22 protein-coding genes, 1 tRNA gene and 2 pseudogenes are annotated in these 26,781 nt (G+C 36.9%); 15 read left to right on the top strand and 10 right to left on the bottom strand.

What is annotated here, in order from left to right; all coding sequences use genetic code 11:
* Positions 1 to 6 precede the first annotated feature (6 nt).
* The 6 genes from secD to queA form a co-directional block, all read right to left on the bottom strand.
* Positions 7 to 1,908 (bottom strand): protein translocase subunit SecD, encoded by a 1,902-nt coding sequence (gene secD / locus IAE19_RS08910; protein WP_200460587.1) that lies wholly within the window; start codon positions 1,906 to 1,908, stop codon positions 7 to 9.
* A 54-nt stretch (positions 1,909 to 1,962) separates the two neighbouring features.
* On the bottom strand, positions 1,963 to 2,292 hold the full coding sequence (yajC, locus tag IAE19_RS08905; RefSeq protein WP_004992746.1) for a preprotein translocase subunit YajC: 330 nt from the start codon (positions 2,290 to 2,292) through the stop codon (positions 1,963 to 1,965).
* A gap of 113 nt (positions 2,293 to 2,405) precedes the next feature.
* Complete coding sequence (tgt, locus tag IAE19_RS08900; protein WP_200460586.1) at positions 2,406 to 3,536, bottom strand: tRNA guanosine(34) transglycosylase Tgt; 1,131 nt, start codon at positions 3,534 to 3,536, stop codon at positions 2,406 to 2,408.
* Between the two features lie 205 nt (positions 3,537 to 3,741).
* Positions 3,742 to 4,308: a LemA family protein gene (locus IAE19_RS08895; RefSeq protein ID WP_200460585.1), complete on the bottom strand. Its 567-nt coding sequence runs from the start codon at positions 4,306 to 4,308 to the stop codon at positions 3,742 to 3,744.
* A gap of 18 nt (positions 4,309 to 4,326) precedes the next feature.
* Positions 4,327 to 5,358 carry a hypothetical protein gene (locus IAE19_RS08890; RefSeq protein ID WP_200460584.1) on the bottom strand — a complete coding sequence of 344 codons (1,032 nt, stop codon included), beginning with the start codon at positions 5,356 to 5,358 and terminating at the stop codon, positions 4,327 to 4,329.
* Between the two features lie 9 nt (positions 5,359 to 5,367).
* Complete coding sequence (queA, locus tag IAE19_RS08885; RefSeq protein WP_200460653.1) at positions 5,368 to 6,408, bottom strand: tRNA preQ1(34) S-adenosylmethionine ribosyltransferase-isomerase QueA; 1,041 nt, start codon at positions 6,406 to 6,408, stop codon at positions 5,368 to 5,370.
* A 181-nt stretch (positions 6,409 to 6,589) separates the two neighbouring features.
* Here queA and IAE19_RS08880 point away from each other — a divergent pair.
* Positions 6,590 to 6,676: transfer RNA gene (locus IAE19_RS08880), tRNA-Leu, on the top strand.
* 462 nt (positions 6,677 to 7,138) lie between these two features.
* Here the strand turns inward: IAE19_RS08880 and IAE19_RS08875 are convergent.
* The 3 genes from IAE19_RS08875 to IAE19_RS08865 form a co-directional block, all read right to left on the bottom strand.
* A complete protein-coding gene (locus tag IAE19_RS08875) occupies positions 7,139 to 9,553 on the bottom strand; it encodes a TonB-dependent siderophore receptor (protein WP_200460583.1) in 2,415 nt (804 codons plus the stop codon).
* Positions 9,554 to 9,653: 100 nt separating this feature from the next.
* A complete protein-coding gene (locus IAE19_RS08870) occupies positions 9,654 to 10,616 on the bottom strand; it encodes a FecR family protein (protein WP_200460582.1) in 963 nt (320 codons plus the stop codon).
* A 43-nt stretch (positions 10,617 to 10,659) separates the two neighbouring features.
* Positions 10,660 to 11,166 (bottom strand): sigma-70 family RNA polymerase sigma factor, encoded by a 507-nt coding sequence (locus tag IAE19_RS08865; protein WP_200460581.1) that lies wholly within the window; start codon positions 11,164 to 11,166, stop codon positions 10,660 to 10,662.
* Positions 11,167 to 11,521: 355 nt separating this feature from the next.
* Here IAE19_RS08865 and IAE19_RS16610 point away from each other — a divergent pair, with 355 nt between their 5' ends.
* From IAE19_RS16610 to IAE19_RS08800, 14 genes and pseudogenes are all read left to right on the top strand, one after another.
* The gene (locus IAE19_RS16610; protein WP_227611078.1) at positions 11,522 to 11,680 is read left to right on the top strand and encodes a hypothetical protein; all 159 of its coding nucleotides are present in this window, start codon (positions 11,522 to 11,524) and stop codon (positions 11,678 to 11,680) included.
* Positions 11,681 to 11,905: 225 nt separating this feature from the next.
* Positions 11,906 to 12,193: a hypothetical protein gene (locus IAE19_RS08855; RefSeq protein ID WP_200460580.1), complete on the top strand. Its 288-nt coding sequence runs from the start codon at positions 11,906 to 11,908 to the stop codon at positions 12,191 to 12,193.
* Positions 12,194 to 12,265: 72 nt separating this feature from the next.
* Positions 12,266 to 13,312 (top strand): DUF932 domain-containing protein, encoded by a 1,047-nt coding sequence (locus tag IAE19_RS08850; protein ID WP_200460579.1) that lies wholly within the window; start codon positions 12,266 to 12,268, stop codon positions 13,310 to 13,312.
* 182 nt (positions 13,313 to 13,494) lie between these two features.
* On the top strand, positions 13,495 to 14,538 hold the full coding sequence (locus IAE19_RS08845; protein WP_200460578.1) for a YqaJ viral recombinase family protein: 1,044 nt from the start codon (positions 13,495 to 13,497) through the stop codon (positions 14,536 to 14,538).
* A 212-nt stretch (positions 14,539 to 14,750) separates the two neighbouring features.
* Positions 14,751 to 15,650, top strand: a complete 900-nt coding sequence (locus IAE19_RS08840; protein WP_200460577.1) for a hydrolase or metal-binding protein — start codon at positions 14,751 to 14,753, stop codon at positions 15,648 to 15,650.
* 183 nt (positions 15,651 to 15,833) lie between these two features.
* A pseudogene (locus IAE19_RS08835) lies at positions 15,834 to 16,394 on the top strand (hypothetical protein); the annotation flags it as partial.
* Positions 16,391 to 16,741, top strand: coding sequence for a hypothetical protein (locus tag IAE19_RS16605; protein ID WP_227612141.1), 351 nt, complete (start codon positions 16,391 to 16,393; stop codon positions 16,739 to 16,741). The pseudogene IAE19_RS08835 and the gene IAE19_RS16605, both read left to right, overlap by 4 nt.
* A gap of 382 nt (positions 16,742 to 17,123) precedes the next feature.
* Entirely contained in the window at positions 17,124 to 17,750 is a 627-nt protein-coding gene (locus IAE19_RS08825) for a hypothetical protein (RefSeq protein ID WP_200460576.1), read from the top strand.
* Positions 17,751 to 18,519: 769 nt separating this feature from the next.
* Positions 18,520 to 19,104: a fimbrial protein gene (acuA, locus tag IAE19_RS08820; protein ID WP_200460575.1), complete on the top strand. Its 585-nt coding sequence runs from the start codon at positions 18,520 to 18,522 to the stop codon at positions 19,102 to 19,104.
* A 22-nt stretch (positions 19,105 to 19,126) separates the two neighbouring features.
* On the top strand, positions 19,127 to 19,834 hold the full coding sequence (gene acuD, locus IAE19_RS08815; protein ID WP_200460574.1) for a thin pilus assembly periplasmic chaperone AcuD: 708 nt from the start codon (positions 19,127 to 19,129) through the stop codon (positions 19,832 to 19,834).
* A 27-nt stretch (positions 19,835 to 19,861) separates the two neighbouring features.
* Positions 19,862 to 22,414, top strand: coding sequence for a thin pilus assembly outer membrane usher AcuC (acuC, locus tag IAE19_RS08810; RefSeq protein WP_200460573.1), 2,553 nt, complete (start codon positions 19,862 to 19,864; stop codon positions 22,412 to 22,414).
* Positions 22,415 to 23,464 (top strand): thin pilus adhesin subunit AcuG, encoded by a 1,050-nt coding sequence (acuG, locus tag IAE19_RS08805; RefSeq protein WP_200460572.1) that lies wholly within the window; start codon positions 22,415 to 22,417, stop codon positions 23,462 to 23,464.
* Positions 23,465 to 24,160: 696 nt separating this feature from the next.
* Positions 24,161 to 24,262, top strand: a pseudogene (locus IAE19_RS16595) (Fic family protein); the annotation flags it as partial.
* 538 nt (positions 24,263 to 24,800) lie between these two features.
* The gene (locus IAE19_RS08800; RefSeq protein WP_200460571.1) at positions 24,801 to 25,019 is read left to right on the top strand and encodes a hypothetical protein; all 219 of its coding nucleotides are present in this window, start codon (positions 24,801 to 24,803) and stop codon (positions 25,017 to 25,019) included.
* A gap of 72 nt (positions 25,020 to 25,091) precedes the next feature.
* On the opposite strand, the gene IAE19_RS08795 is transcribed toward IAE19_RS08800, so the two are convergent.
* A complete protein-coding gene (locus IAE19_RS08795) occupies positions 25,092 to 26,663 on the bottom strand; it encodes a sensor domain-containing diguanylate cyclase (protein ID WP_200460570.1) in 1,572 nt (523 codons plus the stop codon).
* Positions 26,664 to 26,781 lie beyond the last annotated feature (118 nt).

Genomic DNA, 26,781 nt, shown 5'->3' with positions numbered 1-26,781 from the left:
ATCTCCTTATATGCTCAACTTCTTCAAATTACGGCGTTTGCCATAAATGAGCTGGACAATCGCACGAGTCACTGTAATCGCAGTAAACATCGAGCAGACAATACCAATCATCAGGGTAACAGCAAAGCCTTTAATTGGGCCTGTACCAATCGCAAATAGAATAAAAGCAACGAGGAATGTGGTTAAGTTCGAGTCAAAAATAGTGTTATAAGCTCGATCATAACCCGCTACAATCGCCTGTTTAGGCGATGCTCCCCATTTCATTTCCTCACGTATTCGTTCACAGATCAGAACGTTAGCATCGACGGCCATACCAATGGTAATGACAATACCTGCAATACCCGGCAAGGTAAGGGACGCGCCAATCCACGACATGACTGTTAAAATCATGGCAAGGTTAAATACTAATGCGAAGTTGGCAATTAAACCAAACAGACGGAAGAATACCACCATCCAGATCGCGACCAAAATAAAACCGACTTCAGTCGATAATATCCCTTTGTCGATATTTTCCTGTCCCAGACTCGGCCCGACGACACGTTCCTCAACAAAGTACATCGGCGCTGCCAAAGCACCCGCACGTAACATTAATGCAAGTTCTGAAGCTTCTTGTGGAGATGCGAGTCCAGTAATACGGAACTGTGAACCCAATACAGCTTGAATGGTAGCGGCATTAATAACGACTGATTCTGTATATGGTGTGCGAACTTCAGTCTGTGCACCGGTTACAGGATCGTTCACATAGCTAATGCGTTGTTTATTTTCAATAAACAATACCGCCATTCGTTTGCCCACCGAATTACGGGTGGCATCTGCCATAAGTTTGCCACCCGCACTATCCAGTGTGATGTTGACTTCTGCACCGCCAGTATCCTGACTAAAACCAGAACTTGCGTTTTGCACACGTTCACCTGTCAAAATACGGTTACGATTCAGCAATAACTGACGACCGCTATCGAGTGATTCGTAAGCAAAAACTTCTGTGCCCGGTGGTAAAGGCTGGCCATTATATTTACCTGTATAGCGGTCAATATATTGATCGTTCTGGTCAGAGACTAAACGGAATTCCAGATTTGCTGTACGTCCAAGAACACGTTTGGCTTCTGCTGTATCTTGTACACCTGGTAATTCCACCACAATGCGGTTATTACCCTGAGTTTGTACCAGTGCCTCTGCCACACCCAATTCATTAATACGATTACGTAAGGTCGTTAAGTTCTGATTCACCGCATAAGACTGAATTTCCTGACGACGGGCATCGGTATAAGTCAAACGCAAGCTAGAACCGCTATCGGTTGCCATAGCCTGTTGCGTGAATTCATTGCCATTACGGCGCAAGAAATCCATTGCAGCATCACGGTCAGTATTATTCGTAAACTGAACTGTAATCGCATTATTATTGAGTGAAAGACTATTGAATTTGATATTGTTGTCACGGAATTGACGACGAATATCACTTGCCGAAGTTTCCATGCGTTGAGCGATGGCTTTGTCCATATCGACTTCAAGTAGGAAGTGGACACCACCACGTAAGTCAAGACCAAGTTTCATTGGTTTTGCCCCAATCTTCTGCAACCACTCGGGTGTCGTTGGTGCAAGATTGAGTGCAACCACATAGTTTTCACCCAAATCACGACGTAATACATCCTGTGCTTTAAGCTGATCTTCAGATGAACTTAAACGCAACAGAGCCGCATTGGTACTGAAGGTATTGTCATGGCTTGGAATGTTGGCAGTTTTTAAAATTTGCTCTGCTTTTTGTATAATGCTCTGATCAATTTGAGTACCGGCTTTGGCACCTGAAATCTGAACAGCAGGTTCATCTGGATACAAACTAGGCAGCGCGTAAAGTGTACTGATGATGAGTACAACCACAATCAGTACATATTTCCATGCAGGGTAACGCATTCGCTTTCTTCTTAAAATGAAAAAGTCGTGCAACATGCACGACTGTTTTTATGATTAAAGGTTATTCAGAGTGCCTTCAGGAAGAACTGAAATCACACTTGCGCGCTGAATTTTAACTTCATTACCACGATTCAGTTCCACTACAGCATAATCACCTTCGATTTTTGTAATACGGCCCATTAAGCCACCAGCAAAAACGACTTCACTGCCTACACCCAGACTTTCAATCAGAGAACGATGCTCTTTGGCACGTTTAGATTGAGGACGCCAAATAAGGAAATAAAAGATTGCAATAAATACAGCAATCATCAGTAAGTTGGTGACCATGCTTGGGCCTTGAGCCGCTGCTGGTGCTGCGTGAGCAGAAGAAATTAAAAAGCTCATTCTGATTTCCTAAACTAAAAACCTAAATTAAAAAAGGATTGTCAAATCCTGACAAAATACGAGTTTGTTCTGCAATTTACCTTGTCTTTTTGTTGAGCGCAAATCTAGTTGCGTCAATCTACTGGACACGGTGGAACTTCTAGACCACGACGGGTATAAAAGTCTGTCACAAATTCATCGAAAGTCCCGTTATCCAAAGCATTTCGGATATCTTGAGTAAAACGCTGGTAATAACGTAAGTTATGGATAGTTCCTAACATTGATGCCAGCATTTCACCACATTTTTCAAGATGATACAGATATGCGCGGGTAAAGTTTTTACACGTGTAACAATCACAATGTGGATCAAGTGGACTTTGATCATGACGATACTTGCTATTACGGATACGAACCAGACCGTCGGTCACAAAATAATGCCCATTACGTGCATTACGGGTTGGCATGACACAATCAAACATATCGATACCGCGACGAATCCCTTCCACAATATCTTCAGGCTTACCTACGCCCATTAGATAGCGCGGTTTGTCGTGTGGCATTTTGTTTGGAAGATAATCCAGAACCTTGATCATTTCTTCTTTAGGTTCACCCACCGATAAACCACCAATCGCATAACCATCAAAACCGACTTCAAGTAAGCCAGTTAAAGATTCATCACGTAAGTCTTCGTACATGCCGCCCTGAATAATACCAAATAAAGCATTTGTATTTTTCAGTTCATCATGGTGATGGGTTTTACAGCGTTTTGCCCAGCGCAAAGAAAGTTGTAACGACTTTTGTGCTTCTTCGTGGGTCGCTGGATAAGGCGTACACTCATCAAAAATCATCACGATATCTGAATTGAGTACCTGCTGAATTTCCATTGAAATTTCAGGCGACAAAAATACTTTAGAACCATCAATAGGGGAACGGAAGGTGACACCTTCTTCCTTAATCTTGCGCATTGCACCCAGACTAAATACCTGAAAACCGCCTGAATCTGTCAAAATAGGCTTATTCCATTTGATAAATTCATGTAATCCGCCATGCTCCTTGATCACTTCAAGACCAGGACGCAAATAAAGGTGGAAAGTATTGCCCAAAATAATCTGTGCCTGAATTTCTTCAATATCTCGAGGTAACATTCCCTTGACAGTGCCGTAGGTGCCTACTGGCATAAATACAGGAGTTTCAACGACGCCGTGTTCAAGGGTCAAACGGCCACGACGGGCGCGCCCCGACTGACCTAATTTTTCAAACTTCATGCAACTTTCCAAATCGAGGCGAAAAAACAGTTCGCTGATGGCTAAAATAAAGAGCGCTATTTTCCTAGATTTATGAGTGGAGTTCTACTACTAAATGTTATAAGCGCGATAAAAAGCCAAATTGTACGATCAACAGCATGTATGATTATTTTTTTATGCGTAAATTAAAGAAGTAGTCAATTACTCAAGGCTAGAAATCAACGACTTAAAAATTAGGACGATAATCAAAACTTTGTGCGGCAGTATGATCACGAAATGGGCGAATCGATTTTTTACCTAGAGTTAAGGTATTAATCATATTATTTGGAAACACTTCAATATGATTATTAAACAGTTCGACATTGCGGTTAAAGATGGTGATAGCAGCACTGACATTGTCATTTTGCTCATCAATCTCGTTCATCATGCGTAAGTAGATTTCATTGGCTTTAAGTTCTGGATAGTTCTCAACCACGACATTTAAACTACGCATCAATTCTTTATTTAAACTCTCAATCCGCTGTAACTGAGCAATGTCTGTATGTTCGACATTCAAATTTAGAATACTCTGACGCAATTCAGTTACTTTTTCCAAAGTTCCTTTTTCAAAACTGGCATATTGTTCAACCATGGGGGTGAGTTCATCCAATACTTTTAATTTTTGCCGTTCATAAGTCGCGACATCTGCCCATGCGCGCTTGGTTGCATTAAAATGCAATACAATTTTATTACGAATCAAAATACCAAAAACAATAATGATTAAAATAATGAGCAGAAAAATCCACAAACCCATTGTATATCCCCAAGATTTTTATTTTAAAAAAGTACTGAGATCAGAACACAGTTGTTCATAATGTTTTAATCGAAAGGTGCGTAAATGTCCACGTAAACTTGAAATATCCTGAATTTCCCGTGTTTTGGAACTCACCTCAAATAAATTAGCATCCCCTAAAAAACACATCATATTTTGATGAGAATGGAAAATCAGTTCACCTTTACGCGATTTAAAAAAATCAGACAAACGCAGTAATAATGCAGGAGTAAGTGTTTTGACCAATTGTAGTTGATCTATCCCGTAAATCTGTAGATGCTGATTAATCTGGATATCACTGCTGTTCCAGCGGACTTCGTATGGGAATCCAATGTCCCGACGTAAATTAGACACTGCAAGTCCGCGTAGTTCTGTCTCAAAGATAAAAACGCCCCATTGATTTTTTTCTGTACGACGAATAGTCACTTTGTCTCCATCTGCATCACGAATATGCGTTTCTTCGATGTAGATATATTGGAAAATAAAAGCAGGGTATTGATGGTTCTCATCATCACTGATATTTGCACTGGCATACCACGGAATTTGATTGGAGGTGGAACCTTTATTAAAGAGGGGAAAGCTGTTTTTAAGTTGATTAATCAACAAGGTTGAACTCATACCTAAAGGTAAATGTTCAGGGATTCGCCCAAATTTTAAATGGTAACGGGTTTCAATCGACTTTTCTTCCAAATAGCGAATGACTTCTTCAATGACATCATCTGTTTCATACAAAATAAACGCCAGAAAAAATAAGCCAATGGTGCAGAAAAGACCCAAAGCAAAAGGAAATCCAAAGTGAGGTAGGGCAAACATTAGCAAGAAACTGATGACACCCATTAACATCAGAAACTTGGGCAAACCATTATCAAAACGTAGAGTGGGGATATCTCCCCACGGATGCAGTTGATCAAGAATTTGCTGGTACGTTTCAGCTTTTTCACCGATATCCCAGAGTCGCGCGATATTACGAAATACATGCGCATTTTTTCTACGACGAATATGAAATGCGCGTTGTACGCTCGTGATTGGCATTGTGATGATTTACCTTGATTGGGTTTGATCGATCAGCATTGCATCGCCATAACTAAAGAAACGATATTTTTCAGCTACCGCATGCTGATAGGCTTTTAAAATATTTTCTCGATTTGAGAGCGCCGAAACTAACATCAATAATGTCGATTCAGGTAAATGGAAATTGGTAATCAAACGATCTACCACACAGAACTGATAACCGGGATAGATAAAAATTTGGGTATCACCTGTCCATGCTGCAATCTTACCTTGATGAGCCTGTGCCGCGCTTTCTAGTGCACGAGTCGCGGTCGTTCCAACGGCGATTACTTTATTACCCCTTGCTTTGGCTTGCTGAATCAAATCAACAGTTGCTTGAGGTACATCACACCATTCACTATGCATAGTATGATTTGTAATATCATCCGTTCGTACAGGCATAAATGTTCCCGCACCTACATGCAAGGTAACAAAAGTTTTTTGAATGCCTTTTTGCTCTAATTGCTTAAGCAGAGCTTCATCAAAATGCAGACTTGCAGTCGGAGCTGCGACACTGGCAATTTTTTCGGGATCATGAAATACAGTTTGATAACGTTCTGTATCGATGGCTTCGGCTTCACGATTAAAATACGGGGGAATCGGAAGTTGTCCATAACGATCCAATACCGATAAGATAGGTTCAGAGAACTCCACGACAAATAAGTTTTCATAACGGCCTTGTACCGTGACTTTTACACCATCAGTACCCACAAATAATTCTGCACCTGCTTTAGGCGTATTGCTGGCTTTTATGTGGCAATGTGCAAGGGTTTGATCCAGCATACGTTCAACCAAAACTTCAACTGCGCCACCGCTTGCACGTTTACCTTTTAAACGCGCTTTCATGACTTTGGTATCGTTTAAAACCAGTAAATCACCTTCGTCCAATAAATCTACAATATCTTTAAATAGGCGATCATGATATTGACCTTGATCGTCTAAATGTAAAAGACGCGAGGCACTACGCGACTCAAGAGGATAACGGGCAATTAATTCATCAGGAAGATCAAAGTTAAAGTCTGAAAGCTGCATAATACGGGACATTACAAAATTTGCGCCTAGTATAGTCTTTTTGGCTTTTGGAGGGGAGCTATGATGATTTTATCCTGATAAAAGTTTGTTTGCTGCAAAAGTAGGCAATAGTCAAAGACTTATCGTTGACAAGTTTTTTAAACGCGCTATTATACGCAACACAAAGCAAGCATCATACTCTCCCGAGGTGGTGAAATTGGTAGACGCGGTGGACTCAAAATCCACTGTCAGCGATGACGTGTCGGTTCGAGTCCGACCCTCGGGACCACTTATTAATCAATAAGTTATAAGAAAATTAATTTTTTTAAACCTTCAAATTTTGTAGACTTCTCTTAATCTGTAGCTCTTTTGTAGACAGTTGCTAATATTTCCATATCTATTCTATTATCGCCAAATGTTCTGAATTGTCAGTATTTATTACCGATCCTTAATTCACTTAGACGAGCGATTTGAAGTAACACAATCAAGCTTACTACCCATTTTTGAGCAATGGAACGTACAGATGTATTTGATTATTATTGAAATGTTTACAATCCGATTAAATGCCATTCGTATCAAAATGCGATAAGTCCAGAAGCCTATGAGGTAGTTTCAAACTGAGGCTGTTTTGTGTCTATGATACTAAGAATGATTCGTTGGCAGGGTACTAGATAACGGAAGGACTGGGGCTTCGAGTTTTGTGTGGTTATGCCTCTAGCCCCTGCTAATAAAATAAGACGGATAGAATTTTTTAGAATTGTGTTTTAACAGAAAAAGCGACTGTTCTCGGATCGCCTAAATAAGTACTGCTTGCCCAGTAATTTTTACCAGTTACATTTGATAATGTTAAATTAAAAGTAGTTGGGTATTTTGCGATAAGGGTCCTATATCGTGCCCCAATATCGAATAAAGTATAACTAGGAATTTTATCTGTATTCAAGCTGTTTCCGTATTTTTCACCTGTATAGTACGCCCCACCACTAATTGTTAAACCTTCAATTTGAGGCACAGCATATTCCGCATAGATTTTTGCCATTTTTGATGCTGCATTGGTTGGCTTGTTACCTTCAATTGCTTTATTTTCAGCTTTTTCAACATTTAAATCCATCAATGTTGTTCCGCCAAGAATAGTTAGATTATCCGTAATTTTTCCTGTTGCTGTGAGTTCTAATCCTTGGTGGATTTGTTCACCATCTTGGGTCAAAGTTGGTTTGGGTGTGGTTGTGTTATCTTCATAGCTATTTGCTTTTTCTATTCTAAATATAGCAGCAGTTAATAATACATTTTTATTTAGAGTATATTTTGCTCCAACTTCATATTGTTTACTTTTATATGGCTCTAAAATTTCACCTTCATTTTTATAATCATCTCCTACAGGTTCTCCCGCTTCTAAACTTTCTATATAAGTTACATAGGTCGTTAAATCTTCAAAGGGTTTATACATCAAAGATAATGTCGGTGTTAATTCTGATTTATCATATTTTGAGTCTTTTATACCATTATTATAATTTGTACTTATTACAGTAGCGTAGTTTGCCCCAATTAGCGCACTCCATTGGTCATTAAATACTATATCGTCGCCTATTAATATATTTTTATATTGTGTTTTCCAACTAGCTACTCTTCCTCCCTGTGGATTTGGATTTGCTGGAATAATGGTATTTTTTATTTCATCTAATGTTTTTTCAGTTAACCAATAATCACCAACATACCAATTTCTATCTCTTTTATATTTCATGTAACTTTCAGAATAGCCAATAGTTAAAAGATGATTTATTCCAAAAGTTTCAAATTTACTATCTAAATAAGCATTTCCTGCATAACTTTCAAATCCTTGCCCACCTTTTGGGAAGCGATATAGTAAAGCATTATATAAACCATCTGTTCTTGTATAAGCAAATGCATCACCAATAACATCTCTATCTGATGTTTCATAAAGAAGTGAACTTCTAAGTGTAAAAATATTATTTATATCCCATTTTAAACTACTAATAAATCTATTACTTTTTTCATCAGTTGATACAAAATCTGGTGAATAATTTTTACTGACATCAAGTTTTGGACGAGCTGTATTTGCTCCGATCACAAAGGGTAATTTTTGATTTATTCTATTTAAGTCTCTATATGCATAGTTAAAATCCATTATAAAATTATCTGTTGGCTTATAATCAAAAGCTAAGCTAATAAATTTTTGTTTTTTTCCAACATCTGCAACACTATCACCATTTTGATATAGGGCATTTATTCTATATCCAAAAATATTTTGATTATCTATCTGCCCACTTAAATCTAGATGTCCGTAGTATTGTTTACCCCCATAGTTTCCTATAGTAATACTTCTTTTATTTTCTAGCGTCGGCTTTTTCATCACATAATTGACCGCACCACCAACTCTTCCACCGCCATATAAAAATCCTGTTGCACCACTAATGGTTTCGATTCTTTCTAAATCTTCCATGGTTGTAAAACTATAAAAATCTGCTAAAGGTATTCCATTTATAACTGCATTGTTTGAGGAAAAACCACGAATGACTGTATTGTAGTTGCCTGAAGGTTGATCACCACCATCTTGCGTAATTGGATTCATCTTAAAAATTGGTGCCATGTCATTGGCTTGTACATTTTCAATCAAGTCTTGTGAAATTACTGTCATTGAATAAGGGGTGTCCTGTAAGTCTCTTTCTCCCCAAAGTCCCACCCCCGTTATTTTTTTAACTAGATAACCATTTTTGGCACTGCCATCTTTTTCAGCATTCACTGTGATGACAGGTAATTGGGTTGTATTACTATTCCTAGAAGTTGTTGCGGTTACATCAATTTTTTTAAGCTGCCCCACATTTCGGGTTTCTGACTTTTCTTGTTGTTCCAACTTTTTCAAACTGTAGACCGTACCATCAGAATTCTTAATGAGTTGTAAGCCACTTCCTGCCAAGGCCAAATTGAAAGCAGTATCGATATCGTAGCTACCTCTAATAGTTGGGGCGATCTTGCCTTTTAATAATTCAGGATCAGCACTCAGACTAACACTATTTTGGCGGGCAATCTGTGCCATAGTTTGCGACAGGGAGGCAGACGGAATGTTGTAAATATAACTTTGAGCAAATGCAGTTTGATGCATACATGCTACGACTGCAAAAGCGAGTACATGATAACGATGAAATGGCATATGGTTGTCCCCAGTAATCAACTAAAATTTTGTTGTTCACCTTATATGTCACTTGAGAAAGACAAATCCCCTCAGCAGATACCATTATTTTGAAATTTTTTTATTGCACGTTTCTCTGATCTTGTTTGGAAATATAGACTAGTCCTAGCTTTTTATAGATATTAATTGGTTGTGTGGTTTGCAAGACTTGCAGAATTTTATCTGTATCATCCAGATAAAACACACCATAAACTTTCATATTTTTGATGTCATCACTCACGTAAATCGTACCGTGATGATACGGCTTCACTAAATCAATAAATGCTGATAATGGCATATCTTCAACCTCTAAAATGCCATCTTTCCAGCTTGCCATATTTGAAGCTTTTGTAGGTAGCTCATGGATCTGATATTGATCTACACGGATGGAGTGACCTTGTTGCACCACTTTAAATTGATGTAAATTACTTGCTTTAACTGTATGTTCTAGTACTGCCAAGTCACTATAATCGGTATGTTGAGTGACCATAAACTCTGTACCAAGTGCCTGCATGTGCGCTTGTTTTGTATGAACGATAAATGGTCGTTGCTTATCTGCACTGACATTAGCAATTAATGCTCCATCCAGTAGATAAATATCCCGGTTATGTTGACTATACTCGATTCGGATGGCTGAATACGCTGCCAGAGTAATACTGCTACCATCCTCAAGTTGAATCTGTTTTTGTTCTGCTGTTCGGGTGTAATAATCTGCTTGTAGAAATGATAGAGGTCTAGTTTGTTGTAACCAGACGAAAGTACCCAAACCGATGAGAACAATGAAAGAGATACCACCCTTAATCATTCGTTTAATATGTTGTTTATTTGACTGTAGAACAGATTGGGTTACTGCCTTAATCGGTAATTTTGCATCTAGACTCTGTTGCTGCAATTGCTGAAAGGGCTGATCAACACTTTGATGTAATTCTTGCCATACGTGTTGATTTTTGGTGTTTTCATCTAACCATAATGCAAAATTTTGATGATCTTCTTGGGTTGCCAGACCAGATTCTAATAACACCATCCAGTCGATCGCTTTAAGCATCACTGGATCTATGTCTTGTTTGGATGTATGGGAGGATGGATCGTTAATCATTCAGCATAGTTTTACGTTGCAGTAAACAATGAATTGTAGCTTGTTTGATATAACGTTCAACGCTTGCTAAAGAAATACCCATAATTTGGGCAATTTCAGGGTGGGTTAAAAGTTCCAGTTTTTTAAGTAAAAAAGCGTGTTGTACAGATAAGGGTAAACCATCCAAGAATTGATCAATCTGAATAAGAGTATCTTGAATCAAGCATAATTGATCAGCAACAATACTATCCTGTTCTATGCCAACGTCCTGTAAGCTTTGTAAATAAGCTCTTTCAAGATCTTGTCTACGCCAAAAATTAAACAGTTTGCGTTTGGCAACGGTGAGTAAAAATGCTCGATACTCCTGAATGTTTTGAATCTGCTGCGGTTTTTCAATAATTGTCACAAAGGTATCTTGAACAATATCTTCAGCAGTGTATTTATTGTGCAATTTCTTAGACAACCAATGACATAACCATTGATGATGGTCTTGATAAAGATGCTCAACAAGATTAGCCATAATGCAACTGGAATTCTTAAATAATAATTATTCTCAATTTTAGCCTCGTTCTCATCATTGTGCAATTAAATAAAATGAATGTCTTATTTAATAGAAAAGGGTGAATTAGATCTAACCCTTCTTTAGATGGAACTTCTTGGCACAAACTTTCTTTCATTGTGGCTCAGAATGAATTGATTTAAATAAAAACCTTTTGCCTGATCCATCTAAAAAGTTTTAATTAATCGTATTTACAAGGAGCTTTCCAACCATACAGCGGTTGAACAAGCCACAGATTCATATTGGCAAAATGCATTAAAGTGATTTGATGCCTTGCCAGAGAGTCTGATGTATTTTTACGATCATTCGACAGATCATGGTAGACACAACATCTAATGTACTCGGAATTCTGGATGGTATGGGCGATTGTACAAATCTAGATAGTGAGCCACTTTTAAATGGTGATTTACAAAATTTGTTCTTAATCGAAGAAGAACTGCAAAATTTAGCTAATTCAGTACTTTCTAGTTTGTAAATCAAAATCAATTGAATTGGCTGAGTTTTCAAATGGATAGTGTCGTAATTATGTTAGCTCGTAAAGAATCACTCCGATAATGACTACATTCCAAATAATTTCAAATACATAACATCCTAATGAGAATCATGAGGCTCTTTTGAGATCACATGAAAATATGAAAACATAGCCTGCCATTCAATTTTGAGCAGGTTTTTTTATGCCCAAAATTTAAGGAGTCGAGCGATGAGCTTGAGCTGTCCCTTTTGTCATTCAACAAATGTGATGTTAGTTGAAGCAAGTACACAACAATCAACGACCACCTTATCTAATTTGGTCACCCCAACCACATTGGGTGCATTGGGAACCACAGTCGCAAAGTCTTTTAATCTACCGCCGATTGTTGGTGGAATCGCAGGAACAGTTTTGGGAAGTGTATTGAATTCATTCACTGAACAAAGCGCACCATCACAACAGAATTTATGTTTCTGCCATAACTGCTACCAAAAGTTTCCAAGTCATCTACTGCATTAAATGAATTCAAGCTAAACAGCTTTTCATTCATACAGATTCAAATTTCATTTTCAAATTAAAAGGAATAAAAGCATGGCACATCAAATTGAACAAATGGCCTATGTCGGTGAAACCCCGTGGCATGGTCTAGGTAATCAGTTGACTCAAAACCAACCCATCGAAATCTGGGCACAACAAGCAGGCATGGATTGGCGTATCGAATCTTCCAATGTCAGTTACATAGCGCAGAATGAAAAGGGGCAAAGCATCATCATGCCTTATAAAGAACAGCGAGTTCTGTATCGTTCAGATACTCATGCACCGTTATCAGTCGTCAGTCAACGCTTTCAGGAAGTTCAGCCGAGAGAGATTTTAGAATTCTATCGTGACCTGACTGAGCAATCAGGCTTTGAACTGGAAACCGCAGGCGTGCTCAAAGGCGGTAAAAAGTTCTGGGCATTGGCACGTACAGGACAAACATCGATGTTAAAAGGCAAAGATGTCAGCAATGGCTACATTCTTCTTGCTACTGCTTGTGATGGAACATTGGCAACTACGGCACAATTTACATCCATTCGAGTGGTGTGTAATAACACTTTAGCCATTGCCCTAAAAGGACAAAACAGCAGCGCAGGCGTGGTCAAAGTCCCTCACAGTACCAAGTTTGATGCAGACAAGGTTAAACAGCAACTCGGTATTTCTGTGCGTGCATGGGATGAACACATGTATGAGATGAAACAACTGAGTCAGCGTAAAGTCACTCAGTATGAAGCTGCTGCTTATTTCGATGCCGTGTTTAATAACACCACCATGAGTAGCATGAGCATTGCAGACCAAGAGGACAATATCATCCAGTTCTATCGAGATGTCGCTACCCAAGCGCAAGCCAATGGAAAAGAAAAATCTGAACCGAATGCTAAGTCTATGAGTCGAGCAATGGAGATGTTTAACGGTCAGGGGCGAGGTGCAAGCCTCTCTTCATCCAAAGATACCGCCTATGGATTACTCTGTTCGATCACGGAATTTATCGATCACGAACGTCGAGCCATGAGTAACGATCATCGACTTGATTCAGCTTGGTTCGGTGCAGGCGCAGCCATGAAACAACGAGGACTGGAACAAGCGTTAAGCATGATTTGATCATGTAAAAAACTAAATTTCAGCCATGGAAAGTTAGACCTAACTGAGCATTTTTAAAGATAATTTTAGATTTTAAAAATTATGAAAACCATCGCTTCGGCGGTGGTTTTTTTATGCCGATTTTTTGTGATCCACATCCTTTTATACCGCCAATTATACCGTTAAAAAATCAGGAATTAAACATGAATACAGCAATATTAAATCCATCGCTTCAACAGGCAAGTACGCCTTTTATTGCCCCAAAATTGTTTACTGCAAAACGTTTAGTCAACACTAAAAACATGACTCAAGCCGAATGGTTGGAAGTTCGTCGACAAGGTATTGGTAGTAGTGATTGTGCCGCAGCGTGTGGACTCAATCCCTATATGTCGATGCTTGAACTATGGATGATCAAGACAGGACGAGTCAAACAATCCATTGAAGATGAAAGTTCAGGTCATGCACCTTTATATTGGGGCAAACAACTTGAACCTTTAGTCGCTGAATATTACAGCATGCACACCAACAATAAAGTCCGTCGTATCAATGCAGTGCTGCAACATCCCGAAGCAGATAAGCATTTTATGTTGGCGAATCTGGATTACTCGGTCGTAGGCAGTGATGAAGTCCAGATTTTAGAATGTAAAACCGCAGGTGAACATGGTGCAAAGTTGTGGCGAGATGGTGTGCCTCTCTATGTACTCTGCCAAGTACAACATCAATTGGCTGTGACAGGTAAACAGGCAGCCCATATTTGTGTACTGATCTGTGGACATGAAAGCCGTATCTATAAAGTCACACGCAGTGAAACCGTGATTAAGCACATCATTAATGCGAAACGTTACTTTTGGGAATGTGTCGAAAAAGATACACCACCTGATGTCGATGCCAGTGAATCGGCGGCCAAAGCCATTCAACAGCTCTACCCTCAACATGTGCCATTAACCGTGGAAGACCTTAGTCAAAACGAGCACGCCAACCGATTATTTAGCCAATTGTTGAAAGAGAAGCATCACATTGAAATCCACCAAAACAACTTTGATGAAACCAAACATCAAATTCAGATGTTGATGAAGGATGCGGAACGAGCGACTTTTGCCACAGGTTCAGTCACATGGAAGCGATCTAAAGACTCCATTGCTTTAGATAGCAAAGCGGTACTTAAACTGCATCCTGAATTGATCAATGAATTTCCGCAAAACAAAGCAGGGACACGACGTTTTCAAATCTATAGCGATGATGACTGACTCTATCTAAACCATACATCTATATCACTCACTATATATAGATGAAATATCCATTCTTCCCAAAAGCGCAAAAAAACCACCCCCGATCTACCGACTCCCGAAGGAGCGATAGACCAACAATGGCGGTTTTTGCGAAGTCGTAGCTTTTCATATTTCTGTTTACTTACATAACAAGGGGTATGCAGTAAAATTTTATTTATAGGACAAACAACATGATCAAAGGTTTAGCGATTACACCGCCAATACTTGGCAGAATCAGTATTGGTAAAGTGGTCGAAAAGAATGGTAAACGTCTGCCTGAAAAGGATGACCAATTTACCATTACCAGCCAAATCCAAAATAAAGAGGGTTGGGTGAAACATCCTTTAGATGAACAGCTCAGAGCTAAAGCACCCAATCAAAACCAAAAACTCAGAACCATTCCAGTACGCATGATCTTTAATGATCCTGAACTCAATCTACGAGCAGAGTACAGTTTATTTGATCGACAAACAGGGCGACCTGTTTGTGTCGGCAATGGTGAAACGTGTCAGCGACTCACCAACCAAGGGGTAGAACAACATCCATGTCCATCTCCTGATTTATGCTCATTAGCACAAGGCGGTCACTGTAAGCCTTATGGACGTTTACATGTCAATTTAGATGAAGCAGATGAACTAGGCACCTTTATCTTTAGAACCACAGGTTTTAATAGCATTCGGACTTTAGCAGCACGACTGAGTTATTACCATGCAGCTTCTAATGGCTTACTCTCGTGTTTGCCACTGCAATTGACTTTGAGGGGCAAGTCCACCACACAAAGCTATCGTACTCCTGTGTATTACGTAGATTTAACACTACGTGATGGTATCAACCTTCAACATGCAACTCAAACAGCAAAAGAAATTGATCAGCAAAGTAAGCAGAGTGGGTTTTATCAGGAAGCTTTGGATTATGTGGCACGGCAAGGTTATAGCAATGCAAGGTTTGAGGTGAATAGTGAAGAGGGGCTAGATATTGTTGAAGAGTTCTATACAGATGAATCCAGATCAGAACAGCAGCAAGCCCATGATTTGACCCATGTGCAGGATATTCACAAAGGATTAATGCAGAGTGTGAGAGCGGTGAATTAAGTTGATTAGGGAGCCTATGCTCCCTTACTTTGATATCCCATTTTTTTATTTAAATAAGTCAAACTTATTTATCGATATGATCATTTACCATTAGTCATAAACTTAAAAAATAAAAGACAGTTCTGTATGGAAAACAATCTAAAAAAGCGTAATATACGAAATTAAAACTTAAAAATAACTTAAAATGTACATATTGATTTTCATTTACGTTTTGCTAGAGATACACAAGGAAAGCCCTCTATTATCAATGTATTGGGGGAGCAGTCACCCGTACGCACAAATAAATTACGTGAGCTCATTACACTGGTTAATGAGAATGAGTGGCGTACTCCTAATATTCCAATTCTACAACTCAAACTGCCTTATTGTTTTATCGCTGATGAAGTGGTGTATCTCACTCAACTGGATGCTTTTGGACATTACCGTAAAAATCATTTGCCGGGCACAATTTTTGGTGGGCGGTTTCCCATCCATATTTGGCCTCGTCCGTTGATGTGGGCATTTGAATGGCATGACACATCAAAGGATTTGATCTTAAAAAGAGGTGAACCTTTATTTTATTGTCAGTTTGATGGTTATGATCCATCACGCACGATAAAACTGCTACAGGCTGAGAAAACACCTGAGCTGATGCACTATATGGATCAAATCTCTGGTGTGGTGAATTATGTGAATCAGACATTTAGTTTGTTTAATGAGGTTGAGAAAGTGAGACCAAAAAAATTATTAAAGGTGGAAAAATGAAAACAAAAAACTATAGACCATCAAAAGGTTTTATATGGGCTTTACTTCTAGTTATTTTTACAGCATGGCTTTTATATAAGTGCGTTCCTTTAACAGAAAAAAGACAGGAGCAAGCGATTAAAGGGGAAATGGATTATCAAAGACGTAAAGCTGCGGAAAATTTTGATAAATATACAGGTGAAGATATAGCCAGGCTACCAAAATTTGACTCTCGTAAATATGCTTTAATGAAACGTAATGGTCGTTTTTGGTTAATACCAAGAGAATATTATGGTGCTAATGGGCTTACTATCAGAGTTGGAGATATTGATAAGCTAATGAAAAAAAATGGAAAGATAATATTGTGATGGAAGATGGGTTTCGAGTTTTTATGTACTCACCTCAATATTATAATCGTAAAGCTGATTATTTGAGTAGCGATATGGCATGTAAGTCAGATACATTTAGGAAGCTTTTTAAGTGGAATGGAATTATTATTAATATTGATGCTAATACCTATTCGAAAAAAATTACAGATAATCAATATTTAGATGTTTGTTTAACTGCATTAAAAATTTTAAATGAAGAAGTAAAGGAAATACATTATTTTAACTAAACTTAGTCAAGTACATATTGATCAAATTGCTGCTGTACATGATAAGGCAGATGTTGAAAAAAATGTTTTCTAAATAGTTTGTAAATAAATTAAATTTAACCAAATTTTAATTTATTAAAAAGGTAGAGATGATAATGAAAAAATATAGACCCTCAAAAGGATTTATATGGTGTTTATTTTTACTTATTTTTATGGTGTGGCTTTTACCTAAGTATATACCTTTAAAAGAGAATGAGCAAAATATTTCTATTTCTAATAAAGTTGGAAGTGAAAAACGTATTATAGCAGAGAAATCAAATAGTTTTACAGAGGAAGATATAAGGCGACTACCTAAAGTAGACCAAAATAAATATACAATACAAAAATGGGGGGGGCGTTTTTTTATTATTCCAAAGGAATACCACAGTTCCTTTGGTCTTCATTTTTATTATCCAAAAGATATTCAAGAAATGATAAGAAAAAACCCTCATGGTGATTTTAGAAATAATAAGGATATTCAGAATGGAGGAGTTTCTATTTATATTGGTTCTCCACAACAAGCAGCATTAGGTGGGCGCTTCTCTGATATAACAAATGAGCCATGTATAGAACATATGGGAAGATTTAAATGGAATGGTTTATACATAATTTTAGATGGAAAGCCGATGGGGGTAGGTATACCAAATAAAGAAGAATTATTTGCCAAACAACGTAAGGAAATATGTTCAATCGCATTGAACTTATTAAATACTCAAATGAAGGAAATTTACTATGTCAACTAATTCAACATAGGGTCAAGTGACAACAGTAGCTTATTGTTGACCTTGAACAGTGTGAATAGCAGTTTGAATGATTTAATTAATAATCAGCAGATTTTAATCTAAACATAGTCCATAACCACCATCAAGAAGCGCGGCCTTTTTGATGGTTTTTAATTCTAGGAATTAAAACTTTTGATGATATTTTTAGAAATCTTATTTGTCATGTTTAGGTGTTGAGTATGAGTTCAGAATCCTTTGTGGTAGTCCAAAGAATAGAGGAGATTTGTCTAGGAAAGTGATAGCAGTCCACATAGAACCTTATTTTTATCCTACTATTCATTAATATCTAACAATTAAATTATTAGATATTTGTTCTATCAATGAAGATATTTTAAGTATTCAACCATTTTTACTTGTTCCCTATACCAAGTCATAATTTTTATAGATCCATCCTCATACTGAGCACGGTTACAGGGTAGCTATAAAGGATTACAGTAGTCAGTGCAATCAAAGAATTGAAAAATATAAAAGCTTTATATCAATATTTAGATTTGATCTTGTTAAAAAAATGACTTAAAAGTACATTGTTTTTTTATCAATTTTCTTTTGAAAAGTGTTTTATGTCACATAATTTTGTGTATTATGTAGGCGTAATGAAAAAAAGTTTTGTTTTATTGTAATTAAGTCAAATCTGTTAGAAAGTAAAGTTAAATCACGAAGCATAACTTTTTTCGATCATTACATAAATTGTTTCTGTAAAAAAATTCAATTGATTTGAAAGGTTTCAGTGATGAAAAAACTTAATTTAGCTTTACTTGCAACAACTTTATGTACTGCTGGTGCAACGACGTCTGTGTTTGCTACCGATGGTACGATTACAATTAATGGTCGAGTCATTACTAGTACGTGTACTTTAACGGGCGGTGGTACGGCTGGTGCTGGTTCACAGAACGTGACTGTAACACTTCCGACAGTACCGAATTCAGCATTTGCAGCAGCAAACAGTACAGTTCAGGCGACTAATTTTAATTTATCACTAACAAATGCTGCTGGGACTGCTGCATGTGATGCAGTGACTGTTGCGGGTCTTAAAGGGATTACTCTAGGTGGACCTACAAATTCAGCTCAGTATGTAGCTGGCGATACAACTCGATTGGTTAATACGGTTTCAGGCTCAACAGTAAATACCCAACTTAAATTGGCTTCAGTAACTACCCCTATTGATTTTGCTTTAACGAATCAATTAACAAATAGTAATGCGACAACGACCACAAGTGGTATTTGGAATATGCAGGCACAATATTATTCAACTACAGCAACACCTGCTGCTCAGCAGGTAAATTCTGTTGTTAACTATATTTTGAACTACAACTAATCCTTTAAGTTTGAGGAAAAATATGCGTAGGTTCAGTTTTATTCTTTCGATATTCTTGATTAGCCATTATACAAATGCTGGGGTAAGCATAGATGGTACTCGCATTATTTTTCCTTCCAATGCTAAAAGTGTCAGTGTGCAATTACGTAACGAGTTTGCTACGCCGGCGTTAGTACAAACATGGATTGATCAGGGGGATATGAGCAGTATCCCCGCGGCTGATCAAATTCCTTTTGTGCTTACGCCACCTTTATCTCGTGTCGAGTCTAAAAAAGGGCAGATTATCCGAATTATACCTACTGGTTCACCTACTTTACCGCAAGATCGTGAGTCCTTGTACTGGTTCAATATGTTGGATATTCCTCCTGAGGATCCGGCAAACGAAGGTAAAAATATACTTACCTTTAATGTGCGTAGCCGTATCAAACTATTTTACCGTCCGACTAGTTTAAAAATGTCGTCCGATAAAGCATTTTCCAGTATTCGCTATAGCTACAATAACAGTACTCAATCTGTCACTTTGGATAATCCGACGCCTTATTTTGTCACAGTTACCAAAGCAGATTTTAAAAATCAAAGCCAAACAGCAAGCTATAATGCAGATGCCGTTATGCTGTCGCCTTTTTCACAACAAACATTGAATAAGTTTCAGTTGAAGTTTAAGCCTGATCAAATGAGTTATACCATTATTAATGATTTAGGCGGCAATCAGACTTTTGAGGTGAAATAAATAAACACTCACAGAGTATTTAACGGTATGAAAATCAGATATTCGAGTAGTTTTTTATTACTTATTCTCCTTGTAAGTAAGTCTTATGCTGTTTCTGAATCAGATATTTCCAGTCAGAATCCAGATAAAATATTGGCGCAAAATAATAAAAATATTTTAACGTTTAATTCTGCTTCATTATTTGGTGGGCAGAGTCAAAGTGTTGACCTATCGATATTTCGTAGTGCAAATTATGTTGCCGAAGGCACTTATATCGTAGATACGACAGTCAATGATCGTTCGATTGGTGAACTAAAATTATTGTTTAAGCATCTGGATGCGAACCCAACCGCAGTTTTATGTATCGATGCCGATATACTAAAACGTCTGGATTTGCAGTCACACTATTTGGCCTCATTGGCTAAAAAAGACTGCTTGACCATTAAAGATATTAGTCCAGATGCATATTATGATTTTGATTTATCGACTCAAAAAATTGCGATTTACATCCCTCAAAAATTTGTTATAGATCGACCAGAGGGTTACATTGATCCCGCATTATTTGATTCAGGCATTACGTCTGCTTTTATTGGTTATAATGCCAATTTTAACCAAAATGATCAGGAAGACAGCAAATATTTGGCATTAACAGCAGGCTTAAATGTAAACGGTTGGTATTTTCGTCATGCAGGAAATTTTGACTCGAATGATTCAGGGTTAGGAAAATATCGTTCTTATCAAAATGTAATTTACCGTGATATCACTGCGATAAATGCGCGTATAAGTGGAGGACAGTTTAATACATCTAGTCTACAAACTGAAAGTTTGCCAATCGTAGGGGTACAACTTGCTTCAGATTTGTCGATGCTGCCTTGGTCAATGCGTAGCTATGCACCTGTAATTGAAAACGTTGCAAATACCAATGCATTGGTTCGAGTTTTTCAAAATGGTCAAAAAATCTATGAGAGAACAGTTCCTGCGGGTCCATTTCGTATTACTGATTTAACATCTTTTGCCTCAGGGGCAATGACACTAGAAATTACAGAGAATGGCGGCGAGAAGAAAACTTATATAATTCCCGTACAAAATAATATGAATTTATTAAAGTCAGGACAAAAGACATTTAGTATAGCGCTTGGAAATTATAAAACTATTGAAAAATTGACTAATGATAGTGTGCTACAAGGTAGTTATAACTATGGTTTAAATAATTATTTAACACTATTGAGTGGGCTCAATTTAACTCAAGATTATCAGGGAATATTGCTGGGAGCAGGCTTAAATACCTTTTTGGGCGGGATAAGTATCAAATCAAGTGCAAGCCGCGCTAAATGGCGGGATCAGGACTATAATGGTCAAAAAATTGCGTTGGACTATTCTTATTATCTTCCTGCATATAAAATGAATTTTTATGCCAATGCGCAAACTCAAACACAACATTATTTATCAGTATCCAACCTACTTTCTTATAAAAATTACAATTATTTAAATACGGATGAATTAAATGATTTATATTTAACGGCAGATTTAAGGAATCAGATCAATTTTAGTTTAAGTAAGAGCTTCGATAATCCGAAAATGGGAGCGTTTAGTCTAGGTTTTTTAGTAAGTGACTATTGGAATAGCGATAATAATCGGTATCAATATAATCTGAGTTATGGCAATTCATGGAAACGCATGTCTTATTCGATTGGATTCTCTCAAACTAATTATAAAGAGAACACTTTCGACAAGGATCGAAGTGTTTATGTCAGTCTTTCTTTACCTCTCGACTTTCGTAAGTCTAATCTCAACCTTAACTCGACCTATCAGCATGATGAACAACAGGGGCGTGATAGCGATAGCTTTGGCGCTTATTTGTCTGGTACAGCAGGTTATAATAACAATCTTAACTTTGGGATAGGGGCAACGTCCAATCGTTATGATGGCAGCACCAATAATTCATACAATGCCAATGTAAATTATTTATTGCCTCATGTGAATTTAGGAGCAACTGTTTATCATGGTAATCAAGATACTCAATATTCACTTTCAGCACAGGGTGCAATTGTAGCGCATCGCTACGGTATTACGGCGACTAATACGGCAGCAGATACTTATACTATTATTCATGTCGATCAGGGTGCTGGTGCGAGTGTTGAAAATGCATGGGGTATAAAACTTGATCGTTGGGGGAATGCAATTTATCCAAATGCTTCTGCCTATTCGATCAATACACTCTCTATTAATCCAGATCAATTACCCCCTGAAATTACTTTGGACGGTAACCAAACTAAAGTGATTCCGCGTATGTATAGTTCAACCCTTGCGACTTTCAAAGCGAATCAACAAAGTAATATTTTAATGCGCATTTATAGTAAAAACACACAACAGTTTCCTATGGGAAGTCGTATTGAAACGTCAAGTGGTCAGTTAATTGGTTTGATGGGGCAATCGAATCAATCCTTACTTACCCATGATATTCGTGATTTAAAAGAGCCTTTAAAAGTCATATGGGGAGATCACTTAAAACAAAGCTGCAATATTCCTCTAACAGAATTTAGTTCGGTGGTGAAGAAAAAGAATAGTCAATTAGATATTATTAATATGGAGTGCCATTAAATGTATAAGAAAATAGCGCTAGTCTTGATGTGTCTATTGGCTTTTGCTTCCAAAAGTCATGCAGTCTGTACTACCAGAACTAACCCTGTTAATTTTGCTGCAAATCTAACTAAAGCACAAAGCGATAATGCTTATCTACAGCTTGTATCTCAAACCATCGCTGCTTCATCACCTCAACCGATTGATTCATGTAGTGGATCAGGTCCGAGTACTTTTACTATGAATGGAGTAACTGACTTAACGACTAGTAGCACAATTTCTAAAGATGGTTATACCTATTATCAGATCCCTTCTACTAAAATTACGCCGTCAGTAGCCTCGGCCAATATCAAAGTCTATATCGCTTTTAGCATCAAAGATAATCAGGATGCTGCAACGGAATTCTGGATCAATAGTGCAACTACCTCTTATGAGTTCTATACAGGCACTAGTGATACGCGTGGCTTGCGATTACAAAATGTCCGACTATTGGTATCGGGTTTGGGAAATACCGCAGGGACCTATACGATTTCAAATTTAAAATTGGGTAATTTTTCTGCAAAAGGTTCTGCTAGCACTACTGCAACTACATCAATCGTACTAACAAATTCTACCTTTCAAATTACAAAATCCACTTGTGTAATTAATAATGGTGCAGCAATTAATGTTACTTTGCCTACTGTACCAAGTAGTAGTTTTACTGCGGTAGGTCAAACTGTGGGGGATACTTCATTTACAGTGAATGTCAGTGGCTGTAGTTCAGATGATACTAGCAAAACGCTGGTTGCTTTGTTAACTGATAATAATAATGCGTCTGCAAGTAATACAAGCGGATTATTAAAAAATACCTATTCTAATAATGTTTCGGTGCAAATTACCGACAGTGCTGGAAGCGCTTTACCGATTGCTCCAAAAAGTATTGATAATTCAACTAGCTTTTTTAGTTTTGGGACCATTGGATCTGGTGGCACGGTTTCTAAAGCATTCAAAGCGCGTTACTATTCCAATGTTGCTGCTGTACCTGCAACGCTTGTACAAGCGCAGGCAACTATTACGCTGATTTATAATTAAAATAATTTTTTTTGAAAGTTTTTAATATTCTTCTTTGGTTGAGTAAATAACTGAACAGCATGTGTTGATTGCTAGAGCTAAGGAAAACCTTATGCCCATAAATACACAAACCGAATAGGTTAAGTAATACATATCAATAGAAACACAGAAATAGGATATAAAATTAGAAAATTTTTAATTCGTTTAGACACGTCCAGTAATGGAAAAAATCATATTACTTGTTAATATAGTTTTTATTTAATAAGAAATTAATTTGTATTGAAAAAAATTGATATTATAATCACAATAAAATTATAAATAAAAATAATTTGACATTGATACTTGATTAAAAAGATTAAGCATATTTATTTTTTGACTTGTTTCTAAAATAGCTAGCAATAGCAGCGCACATTAATCCACCGATAACAGCTAGATGTTCGAGTGCAAAATACATTGAAATATTAGCTTGATGGCCTATCATTGCCCAAAAGTGATGGACTATAAAAATGGTGAGCAAGAGAAATATTCCAACTGCACCTAACCATAAGAAACGATTGCTCAAGATCAAAGCTGAACTTGCTAATAATACAAACGCCGAAGCATAATTAAAAAATCCATGCGGGTTCTAATCCTGCCGCACTCATTTCTTGGAAGCTACTTTCAGTATCTAGGACTTTAGCTAGGCTGGAGCTTAGAAATAAAATAACTAAGAAAATTCGAGAAACATTCCAAAAGAATTACTTAAATCCTGCAATAGCAGCTAATTTAATTGAACCAATAATCCCAAATATGCCGACAAGTCCAAAGAAAAGGTATCGTACACTTAGTAATTATCAGAATTTTTGTAATGAACTAAATGTAAATATAAAGTCTACAAAAAAAATCTGTAGCTTTTCTGTAGACTGTAAGATTGTTTTTTAGTGATCTGAACTGTTGTGGATTGTCAGTGAATCTTTGGGTATATTTATTAAAAACAATGAGATATGTTGTTTGTTGTTGTGGTGTGTTTTCATGTATTTGTATAAATCATGGAACTCAAAATCCACTGTCAGCGATGACGTGTCGGTTCGAGTCCGACCCTCGGGACCAAGATTCAGAATCTTATGATTCTCCAAAGCCCCAAGCCTTATATATCAAAGGTTTCGGGGTTTTTTTGTTATCGTAGACCAGTATTTACTAAATTCTTCATTATTAAAAGACTAAATAAGCAAAAGAAAACGCTTTCATCGTATCTGTCATTTTTTCACCAATGCGGACTTACATGTTGAAACATTGCCATAAAATTTAACAACTGATAAAGTTTATAGCAAAAAAACTATGCTATATACAGGTTAAGGATAAACATAGGTTAAAAATCATGACGACGCTTGAAATCAAAGTCAAAGACCAGTTTGATCAACTGTATGATGCAAAAGCTACAATCAAGGAGCAGCAAAATACACCCGAAGGTGAGCCATTAAGCTTATATCAACGCGTTGAAAAAATTGAAGTGGATGAGGAAATTATTCTACCCTCTACAGAGCTTTTATTTGAAAGTCAAAATAGTAATCGTATTTATAAAATAGTCAGTCAATAAATTTTTAAAATGGCTTTATTATCTATAAAGTTAGCCATACCCTAAGTAATCATCTGGTATGGCTTTTATTTTTTAAGATTTAACTCTATTACGACCTTCTGCTTTTGCTTCATATAATTTTTCATCAGCGAGCTTAAAAACACGTTTAATGTCACGGGCAGAATTAGGCCAATGTGCAAGGCCAACTGAAACTGTCACTTTACCAATGTCAGGAATCACTGTGTTTGCAATCGCTTCCCGAATACGTTCAGCGACCATAACACCAATTGATGAGTCAGAGTTGGGTGCCAATATAATAAATTCTTCGCCTCCGATACGGCAGCAGGCATCAATATCCCGAGAAAAACCCTTAATTTTTTCTGCAATAATTTTTAAGACCTGATCGCCATTTTCGTGTCCATAGACATCATTTACTTTTTTAAAATGATCAATATCAAGAGAAATTACAAAAAAATGAGTTTCAGATTTAATAAATTCATCTAAAAATAGTTCCATTCCTCGTCGGTTATAAAAACCTGTAAGAGGATCCGTATTTACATAAAAATTTAATTCAGAAATTTTCTGTTTAAACTGTTGCGAACTTAGCAATAAGGATAATTTAAATCTGAGGACTTCATAATACCACGGATCAATTTCCTTAATTTTATGCTCTGTTGTAGATGCATTTAAATGACTTGCCATTTTGGCAAGTTGGGCTAAAGGATCTGAAATTAAATAAGAAATTCTCCAAACAATAAAAAATATAAACAGATAAAAAAACAACATTCCCGCAATGATTTTCACAATAATTGAAGAGGCTTGTGCCAAAAGTTCGTGCGTTGGCTGTTGAGAAACTACAATCCAGTTGGTGGTTGGGATATGTGCAAAACCTGCCAAATTATCTTCACCCTGACTATTGGTGAGTCGGATTTTTCCATTTTTCTGTTTCATCATAGTTGTTAGTCCAGTATTTGGGCTAACTAAAGTACCAATACGTTTTTCATCTGGATGAAAAATAATATGTTGATTACCATCAATGACATACATATAACTATTTTTATAGCCATATTTCATGGTAAGTAATTCATTGAGAATATTATCTTTTTTGAGATAAATCGCAGCACCGATAAAACCTAAATAGTGTCTATTTTGATCAAAAATAGGTTGTGATAAAAAAATCACCAGATTCTTTTTGATCGAATAGTAGGGCGGCGTCACTATCGTTGTCTGATTTTTTAGTGACATTTCAAAGCCCAAGGTATGATTGACTACTTGTTTATTTAGCTTGAGTTGCTCAGGTGCAAAACTCCGTATATTTCCATGTTGATCAGCAATAATTACACTATTAAAGTAGTCAGACTGAAATTTCAGACGATCAACTTCAGCTTGTAATGCTTTTTCATTTCCAAATGACTGCTCTAATTGTTTGGCGCTGTAGTCAAGTTCTTTCAGCATGATTTTAAAGTGACTATTTGTTCCTCTAGCAATTTTTGAGGCATATTCCATGTTAACTGAAAGCGAGTTATTAATAAGTTGATTTTTTTGAATATAGTAGTTAACAAGTAAGGAAATAATGAACAGACTAAGTACACTAAAAATAGCCAGAAATAAAATTAACTTTCTTAGATTAAGTTGTAGAGAATGAATTAATTTTTTGAAAATCATGGAATAAAAAAGGATCTGACTTTGCTGCCTATAGTATATTTTTTGAATAATTTAATCGAATAAAATATTTAAAAATAGGTGGCTAATTTTCACACTTAAAGTCTAAGAAAAAAACTAA

The sequence above is a fragment of the Acinetobacter sp. S40 genome, assembly GCF_016624705.1.
Classification (GTDB): domain Bacteria; phylum Pseudomonadota; class Gammaproteobacteria; order Pseudomonadales; family Moraxellaceae; genus Acinetobacter.
This window is presented reverse-complemented; position numbering and strand designations above follow the sequence as displayed.